Here is an 8,011-nt window from a genome sequence, read left to right on the forward strand (position 1 = left end):
AAAGTAACCACCATGGGAATTGCTGACCTGCTGCGCGGGGTGGAGGGCGACGGCGCGTTCGGTGTCTGGCTCGGCCGGACGGACGGCACGCCCGTGCTCGCGCACGCGGCGGAGCGGACGCACTACTCCGCGAGCACGATGAAGCTGCCGGTCGCGATGGCGATGCTGCGCCGGGTCGACGCCGGAGAGCTGTCGCTGGATCAGCCGGTACTCGTGCACAACGACTTCGCGTCGGCGGCCGGGGGGCGGTTCGGGGTGAACCGCGCGGAGGACGAGGCGCCGGCGACGTGGGAGAAGCTCGGGTCGGAGGTGTCGCTGGGGTGGTTGGCGCGGGAGATGATCACGCGGTCCAGCAACCTGGCGACGGACTTGGTGCTGGAGCTGGTGGGTGTTGATGCAGCGCAGGCTGTACTGGCTGAGTACGGCGCCGGTGACAGTGTCATCAAGCGTGGGATCGACGACTCCGGAGCGCAGGCCGCAGGAATCAGCAACTTGATGAGCCCTGCCGGGCTGGCCGGCGTACTGGTTGCTGCTGGCAATGATTCGAGTGTCTCCGGGCAGTACCTGCGCGACCTCCTGGCAGCCAACGAGTGGAACGGCGAGATCCCCGCAGGCGTCCCCGCCGGCACTCGCGTCGAGCACAAGAACGGCTGGGACCAGCGCATCCGCCACGACGGCGGCATCGTCCGGCCATCCGACGCGGCCCCCTTCGTCCTCGTCGTCTGTACGACGTCCGAACTCCCCGACCGCGACGCGCAGCAGCTGATCGCGTCGATCGCGGCGGTCGCCTGGGAACACCGGCACAACCTGGAGGAGGTCGGCTGATGAAGATCTCCACCCACCTCGTCTCGGCGAAGCTCCACACGCCGTTCGTCACCGCGCTCCGGACCGCGACCCACGCCGAGTCCCTGCTCGTCTCGATCAGCGACGGCGAGCACACCGGCTGGGGCGAGGCCCCGCAGGTCTGGAAGGTGACCGGCGAGTCGCTGGCCGGCGCGCAGGCCTGCGTCGAGGGCCCGATCAGCACCGCGCTCGACGGCCTCGGCCCCGACGACCTCACCGAGGCGCTGCGCCGCCTTCAGGGCGCCGCCCAGGCGAACTTCGGCGCGAAGGCCGCGGTCGACATCGCGCTGCACGACCTCGCGGCGCGGCGGGTCGGCCGGACGCTGCAGGGCTTCCTCGGCTCGACGGCGACGACCGTACGGACCGACGTGACGCTCTCCGCGGGCGATCCCGAGGCGCTCGTGCGGGCCGCGACCGACCGCGTGCGCGACGGGTTCGACGTACTGAAGGTGAAGGTCGGGACCGGTGACGCGGCCGCCGACTTCGAGCGGGTCCGCCGGGTCCGCGAGACTGTCGGCGACGGGCCGCAGATCCGGCTCGACGCGAACCAGGGCTGGAACCGCCGCGACGCCGTCACCGCGATCCGCGCGCTGGAGGACGCGGGCTGCGCGATCGAGCTGGTCGAGCAGCCGGTCGCCGCGGCCGACCTGGAGGGGATGGCCTGGATCACCGACCGGGTCAGCACCCCGATCCTGGCCGACGAGAGCGTGTACGGCGTACGGGACCTGGTGAACGTGATCCGGCACGGCGCCGCCGACCTGGTCAACGTGAAGCTGGCGAAGTGCGGCGGTCTCGGGCCGGCCCGCACGCTGCTCGAACTGGCCCGTGAGCACGGGCTCGGCGCGATCGTCGGCTCGATGATGGAGAGCCACGTCGGCGTCGGCGCGGCCGCGGCGCTCGTCGCGGCGTACCCGACGACGGCCGTCAACGACCTCGACGCGGCCTGGTGGCTCGAGCAGTCACCGGTCGGCGGCGGGATCAGCTACGAAGGGTCCACCATCCACCTGCCCTCGAATCCTGGGCTCGGCGTGACAGGCTTGATCGTATGAAGGTAGTAGCCGCCAAGGTCCCGGTCAGCACCGTCTGGACCTCCCCCGAAGCACCGCGTGCGATCGACGCTCCGGCGATCGCCGCCGCGCCGGACGTCGCCGCGTGGGCGAAGTCGATGGACACCGAGACCCGCCTGGGTCTGCACGGGCGCACGCTCACCCAGCTGCTGTACGGCGAACCGGTGATCGTCCGCTCGGAACGCGACGGCTGGTCGGAAATCGTGGCGCCGTGGCAGCCTTCGTCGCAGGACGATCTGGGCTACCCGGGTTGGGTGCCGTCGGCGCACTTGGGCGAACTCCCCGAATCGGCCACGGCACCGGTCGCGGTGACCGTCCCGGTCACGCTGCTGACCGCCGAGCCCGGCTCGGCCGGCGCTGGCTCGGCCGGCAGCGGCCCCCTGGCGGAGCTCTCCTTCGGTACCGTCCTCTCCTCCATCGACCACACCGACGGTTTCACCCGCGTAGCACTCGCCGACGGCTCCTCCGGGTGGCTCGCCGACGACGCCCTCCGCGCGGTCGACACCCCCGCCACCCCCGAGGACCGCCTCCGCCTCGGCGCGCTCTTCCTCGGGCTCGAGTACCTCTGGGGCGGCACCTCGGCGTACGGGCTGGACTGCTCCGGCCTCATCCACGCCGTCAGCCGCGTCCTCGGCCAGCGCATCCCCCGCGACGCCCACGACCAGGCCGACGCCCTCGAGTCGGTCCCGATCGACGAGGCCCAGCCCGGCGACCTGTACTTCTTCGCCCGCCCTGGCAAGCAGGTCCACCACGTCGGCTTCGTCTCCCCCGAAGGCATGCTGCACGCCTCCGAGACCGGCAAGCGCCTGGAGAACGAACCCCTCCTGCCCGAACGCCGAGCAACTCTCGTCTCCGCCGCCCGGCTCTAGAACGCAAAAGAGGCCCTCACCAAATGGTGAGGGCCTCTTGTCAGCTCACGGCTTCTTCGAGTCCGTCTCGTGCGGCTCCGGCTCCGCCAGCCCGTCGATCTCCGCCTTGGTCTGCGGGTCGACCTCGTCCTGCGGCCGCGCGGTCGACTCGTCCAGCTCGCCACCAGCGGTCTCACCGGCAGGCGCAGCCTCGCCGTTCACAGCCTCCGCGGCCGCGATCTTGCGCGACTTCCACAGGCTCAGGACCGTGGTGATGCCCAGCGTCACGATGATGAAGCCCAGCGACACCGAGATCGGGATCTCCGGCGCCCACTTGATGTGCTCGCCACCGTTGATGAACGGCAGCTCGTTCTCGTGCATCGCGTGGAAGACCAGCTTCACACCGATGAACGCGAGCACCACCGACAGGCCGATCGACAGGTAGATCAGGCGCTTGAGCAGGTCACCGAGCAGGAAGTACAGCTGCCGCAGGCCCATCAGCGCGAACACGTTCGCGGTGAAGACCAGGAACGGCTCCTGGGTCAGGCCGTAGATCGCGGGGATCGAGTCCAGCGCGAACAGCAGGTCCGTCGTACCGAGGGCGACGATGACGATCGCCATCGGGGTGACCAGCCGCTTGCCGTTCTTGACCACGGTCAGCTTGACGCCGTTGTACTCGTCGGTCGCGTTCAGCCGCTTGCGGGCGAACCGGATGACCGCGTTCTCCTTGTAGTCGTCGTCATCGTTCTCGCCCTGCATCGCCAGGTGCACCGCGGTGTAGACCAGGAACGCGCCGAACAGGTAGAAGACCCAGGAGAACTGGTTGATCGCGGCCGCGCCGACGGCGATGAAGATGCCGCGGAAGAACAGCGCCAGGATGATGCCGATCAGCAGCGCGGTCTGCTGGTACTTCCTGGGCACCTGGAACCTGGACATGATGATCAGGAAGATGAAGAGGTTGTCGACGCTGAGGCTGTACTCCGTCAGCCACCCGGCGAAGAACTCCCCGGCGTACTGACCGCCGGAGAAGGCCCAGACCCCGAGCCCGAACACGATCGCCAGACCCACGTAGAACGCGATCGCGGTCGCGGACTCCTTGGTCGTGGGTTCGTGCGGCCGCCGGCCGATGATGAAGACGTCGAACGCCAGCAGGGCGAGCAGGACCCCGACCGTGATGTACCAGACGTAATCGTGGACGTGCACAGGCAACCTCCGGAGCGCAAGCGAAAGTGGACTCCGAAGGTCTCTTCCGCCTGGCTCGAATCCTCGGGCCTGGCCGGCGGTACCGGGCGTGGAGACGAACTCCCTGACCGTGATGACGATACCGCCGCGAAGGAATACTCCCCTTCAACTGCCCCCATTCTGGCGGGTCGATGTCCGAGTTTCCAAATCGGCGTCCCGGTACCCGGATGTCGAGATGATCACGCTGTGCCGGGGGAACAACTTCCCTGCGTGATCAGGTTTGTGCGGGTGGACGTCTGCTCTTCGGCAGCTTGCTGACCACGATCGCGTACGACGTGTCGACCAGCTCGAGGATCTCGTCGTCCGGTACGGCGCCGCCGAGGCGGACCGTGTTCCAGCCCGAGCGCCCGATGTAGGGCATCACGGTGACGTCGTCGGGGTAGGTCCCGATCAGCTCGTCGGCCTCGTCGCGGTTCGCACCGCACTTCATCCCGACCGTGTCCGCGCCGAGGAACGCGAAGATCTTCTCGCTCACCTTGGCGACCACGTCGCCCTCCCACGGCTCGTCCTGCCAGGCGCCGGGCTTGCCCAGGCAGTGCTCGAGCACCTCGTCCGGGCCGAGTCTCGCCATCGCGCGCTCCCCTGCTGTCGGTGGTCTCACCGCAGCGTAAACCCGGCCGCGGCGCGGGTGGGCTCACCTAGGCTTTCGGGCATGACATCCGTTGTGGTCGCCGCGGTTCAGGCCGGCTCCACGCTGTTCGACACACCCGCGACTCTGGTCAAGGCGGAGCGGTACGTGCGCGAGGCGGCGTCGGCGGGCGCGCGGCTCGTCGTACTGCCGGAGGCGTTCCTCGGTGGTTACCCGAAGGGGCTCGACTTCGGGGTCACCGTCGGATCGCGTTCACCCGCCGGCCGGGACGTGTTTCGCCGCTACCGCGAGGCGGCCGTCGACGTCCCTGGACCGGAGACCGCGCGGCTCGCTGACCTGTCGGCCGAGCTCGGCATCCACATGGTCGCCGGCGTCATCGAGCGCGACGGCGGGACGCTGTACTGCACGGCGCTGTTCTTCGACCCGCTCGCCGGACTGGTCGCGAAGCACCGCAAGCTGATGCCGACCGCGGCCGAACGCTTCCTGTGGGGCCAGGGCGACGGCTCGACGCTGCCTGCCGTCAGTACGCCGTACGGCGTACTCGGTGCGGCGATCTGCTGGGAGAACTACATGCCGCTGCTCCGGCAGACCATGTACTCCAAGGGCGTCGAGATCTGGTGCGCGCCCACCGTCGACGACCGCGACCAGTGGCAGGCGACGATGCGCCACGTCGCCCTCGAAGGCCGCTGCTTCGTGATCAGCGCCAACCAGTACCTGACCCGCGCGGATCTCCCCGAGGACGTGCACCCCGTCCAGGGCGACAGCCCTTCGACCGTCCTGATCGACGGCGGCAGCGTGATCGTCTCCCCTCTCGGCGACGTTCTCGCCGGCCCCCTGCGCGGCACCGAAGGCGTCCTCCTCGCCGAGCTCGACCTGTCCGACCTCGACCGCGCCCACTTCGACTTCGACGCCGCCGGCCACTACGCGCGCCCCGACATCTTCACCCTGCACGTCGACGAGTCCCCGCACCACACCGTCCACCCCAAGGCGACCTGATGAGCCCGCTGCACTTCCGCCCTGCCCACCCCGGCGACGCTCTCCAGGTCGCCCAGCTCCACGCCGACAGCTGGCGCACCCACTACCGAGGCGCCTACGCCGACACCTACCTCGACGGCAACATCCTCCCCGAGCGCGAAGCAGTCTGGACCACCCGCCTGACTGCCGAAGCCGCGTGGCCGGTCAGCGCCACTACTCTCGCCGTACAGGACGACCACCTGCTCGGCTTCGTCCACGTCCAGTTCAACACCGACCCCCACTGGGGCAGCCTCGTCGACAACCTCCACGTCCGCACCACCCAACACCGCTCCGGCATCGGCACCCAGCTCCTCTCCCACGCCGCCCAATCAGTCCTGCACCAGGCGGCGAGCCCCGCCCTCTACCTCTGGGTCCTCGAACAAAACACCCCAGCCCAACACTTCTACAAAGCCCGCGGCGCCACCCCCTCCGGCACAGCCCCCGTCCCACCCCCAGGCGGCGACCCCACCCGCCTCACCGACTCCCCCAAGTGCCTGAGAATGACCTGGCCCGACGCGACATCGCTGATCATCCGCTAGCTGCAGCTCGCCGTTCGCCAGCAGGAACAAGCCCCACGGCACCCGGTCGCGCTCTCCGTCGGTCCGGAGATTCCCTCCACCGGCCTGACCGACTGCGTCTCCAGCGGCCTGACCGGCTGCGGATCGGCTTCGCGGCCGCGCTGCACGTATACAGCCAGCTGGAGCTGGCGCCGCCCACCGACGGAACCGCCAGAACGGACGGCGAGCGTGCCGCGCCTGCTCTCGGTGAGCACGCGGCAGGCGGCAGGCGGCAGGCGGCAGGCGGCAGTCTCCAGCCAGCGTTCAACCAGCGGCCTCCACCCGCCCGGTCCGGCGCGGTCACCTCGCTCGACCGGCAGCGCCGTCCGCGCTTGGCTCCCGACGAGGCCGACGCCCACCACTGACCAACCTCCGCAAACCGTCGCTTCCAACGGCGTTGTCGCGGCGTGTCGCGGCGAATCCCGCTGCTTGGTCGGTGGTGCACGTCGACCTTTCCATCCCAGCTCGCCAGGTATGCCCAACCCCGCGGCTACCCCAGGGACCAGCAGGAGCGGCCCGCTCCAGCCAGCCAGCGCTGAGCGGCTCGCTCCAGGCAGCTCGCGCTTAGCGGCTGGCTCCGACAGGCGTACGCCGAACTGCTTCGCGCAAGCAGGCGAGAGCCCCCGATGCAGGCCCGAAGCGGGAGCGGCATCGCTCCTGCACACCCGCCAGCACGCAGCACGCAGCACGCAGCGGTCTCCCCACCCACCAGCCCGCGTTCAAGCAGCGGCCTCCACCCGCCCGGCCGGCGGTCACCTCGCTCGAGCGGCAGTGCCATCCGCGCTCGGCTCTCGACGAGGCCGACGCCCACCACTGACCAACCTCCGCAAACCGTCGCTTTCAACGGCGTGTCGCGGCGTGTCGCGGCGGATTCCGCTGTTTGGTCGGTGGTGCACGTCGACCTTTCCGTCTGGCTCAACAGGTGTGCTTAACCGCGCGGCTACCCCGGGACCAGCGGGAGCGGCTCGCCCCAGGCAGCCCGCGCTGAGCGGCCCGCTCCAGACGGTCCGCGCTGAGCGGCTCACTCCAGACGGCCCGCGCTGGGCGGCTCGCGCGAGGAGGCGAGCGCTCCCCGCCGTACTGGCGCCCCAAGAGAGCCGCATCGCTCCGCCGAGCCGGCTGCCGGTGGCAGGGGACGTGATTGCGCGGCGGCGCCCGGTACGGCGAACCCGCCCTGCCGGCCAACGTTCGAACGGTAGGCGCGCCCGCGCGGTGCCACACCGTGCGCGGCTGATCAGCCGCGCAACAACTCCCTGGCGTCGAGGTCGTTCACGTGGCGTGGTGAGGCGCCGAATGCCGATCTGCACGTCGCGGACCTGACGCGGCGGCTGCCGTACGCCGACGGCGAGCTAGGCGGGGTCTCGTCGACCGGAGTCGTTCGCCGCTCGGCGCCGAGGCGCGCCGACGCTGTCGGCTCAGCTCACCGCGGTGGATTGGCCGCGCAGGCGGCCCGGCGCCTGCCGGTGCCGTCGGCGAACGCAGGCGGGTGTGCAGCCGGGATCATTCGCGGGCGGCTTCGGCACGCGACGGGGCAAGTGCGTGCGGAGTTGGTAGTCGGGGTGCAGGCGGGGCCTGCGATGCCTCGTCCGCGCGAGGCGGTTGTCTCCGGCTGGCACCTGAGCGGGGTACTGCGGCGATGGCCTCGCTGGAGGCAACCCGGTGTCGGCTGAGCGCGGGCAGCTCCAGCACACCCCCGCAGCAAGTGTGAGAGGAGTTTGTTGTCGGGGTGCAGGCCGGGCCTGCGATGCCTCGCCCGCGCGAGGCGGTTGTCTCCGGCTGGCACCTGAGCGGGGTACTGCGGCGATGGCCTCGCTGGAGGCAACCCGGTGTCGGCTGAGCGCGGGCAGCTCC

General features: G+C 70.3%; 7 protein-coding genes. 5 read left to right on the forward strand and 2 right to left on the reverse strand.

Annotated elements, in window-relative coordinates:
- The first annotated feature begins 12 nt into the window (after positions 1-12).
- The 3 genes from AB0M01_RS29885 to AB0M01_RS29895 are packed head-to-tail and all read left to right on the forward strand — an operon-like array spanning position 13 to position 2,779.
- Complete coding sequence (locus AB0M01_RS29885; RefSeq protein WP_363675346.1) at positions 13-825, forward strand: serine hydrolase; 813 nt, start codon at positions 13-15, stop codon at positions 823-825.
- Positions 825-1,892 (forward strand): dipeptide epimerase, encoded by a 1,068-nt coding sequence (locus tag AB0M01_RS29890; protein ID WP_363675348.1) that lies wholly within the window; start codon positions 825-827, stop codon positions 1,890-1,892. The genes AB0M01_RS29885 and AB0M01_RS29890 overlap by 1 nt, the downstream gene beginning before the upstream one ends.
- A complete protein-coding gene (locus AB0M01_RS29895) occupies positions 1,889-2,779 on the forward strand; it encodes a C40 family peptidase (protein ID WP_363675350.1) in 891 nt (296 codons plus the stop codon). Before AB0M01_RS29890 ends, AB0M01_RS29895 begins: the two co-directional genes overlap by 4 nt.
- Positions 2,780-2,824: 45 nt before the next feature.
- Here the strand turns inward: AB0M01_RS29895 and AB0M01_RS29900 are convergent, their stop codons facing one another.
- Both AB0M01_RS29900 and AB0M01_RS29905 read right to left on the reverse strand, forming a co-directional pair.
- Positions 2,825-3,961 carry a TerC family protein gene (locus AB0M01_RS29900; RefSeq protein WP_363675352.1) on the reverse strand — a complete coding sequence of 379 codons (1,137 nt, stop codon included), beginning with the start codon at positions 3,959-3,961 and terminating at the stop codon, positions 2,825-2,827.
- A gap of 253 nt (positions 3,962-4,214) precedes the next feature.
- Positions 4,215-4,571: an MmcQ/YjbR family DNA-binding protein gene (locus AB0M01_RS29905; protein WP_363675354.1), complete on the reverse strand. Its 357-nt coding sequence runs from the start codon at positions 4,569-4,571 to the stop codon at positions 4,215-4,217.
- 81 nt (positions 4,572-4,652) lie between these two features.
- On the opposite strand from AB0M01_RS29905, the gene AB0M01_RS29910 reads away from it, so the two are divergent.
- Entirely contained in the window at positions 4,653-5,585 is a 933-nt protein-coding gene (locus tag AB0M01_RS29910; RefSeq protein WP_363675356.1) for a carbon-nitrogen hydrolase family protein, read from the forward strand.
- Complete coding sequence (locus tag AB0M01_RS29915) at positions 5,585-6,142, forward strand: GNAT family N-acetyltransferase (protein ID WP_363675358.1); 558 nt, start codon at positions 5,585-5,587, stop codon at positions 6,140-6,142. Before AB0M01_RS29910 ends, AB0M01_RS29915 begins: the two co-directional genes overlap by 1 nt.
- Positions 6,143-8,011: the final 1,869 nt, after the last annotated feature.

It is taken from the genome of Kribbella sp. NPDC051770, from assembly GCF_040681455.1.
GTDB lineage: Bacteria > Actinomycetota > Actinomycetes > Propionibacteriales > Kribbellaceae > Kribbella.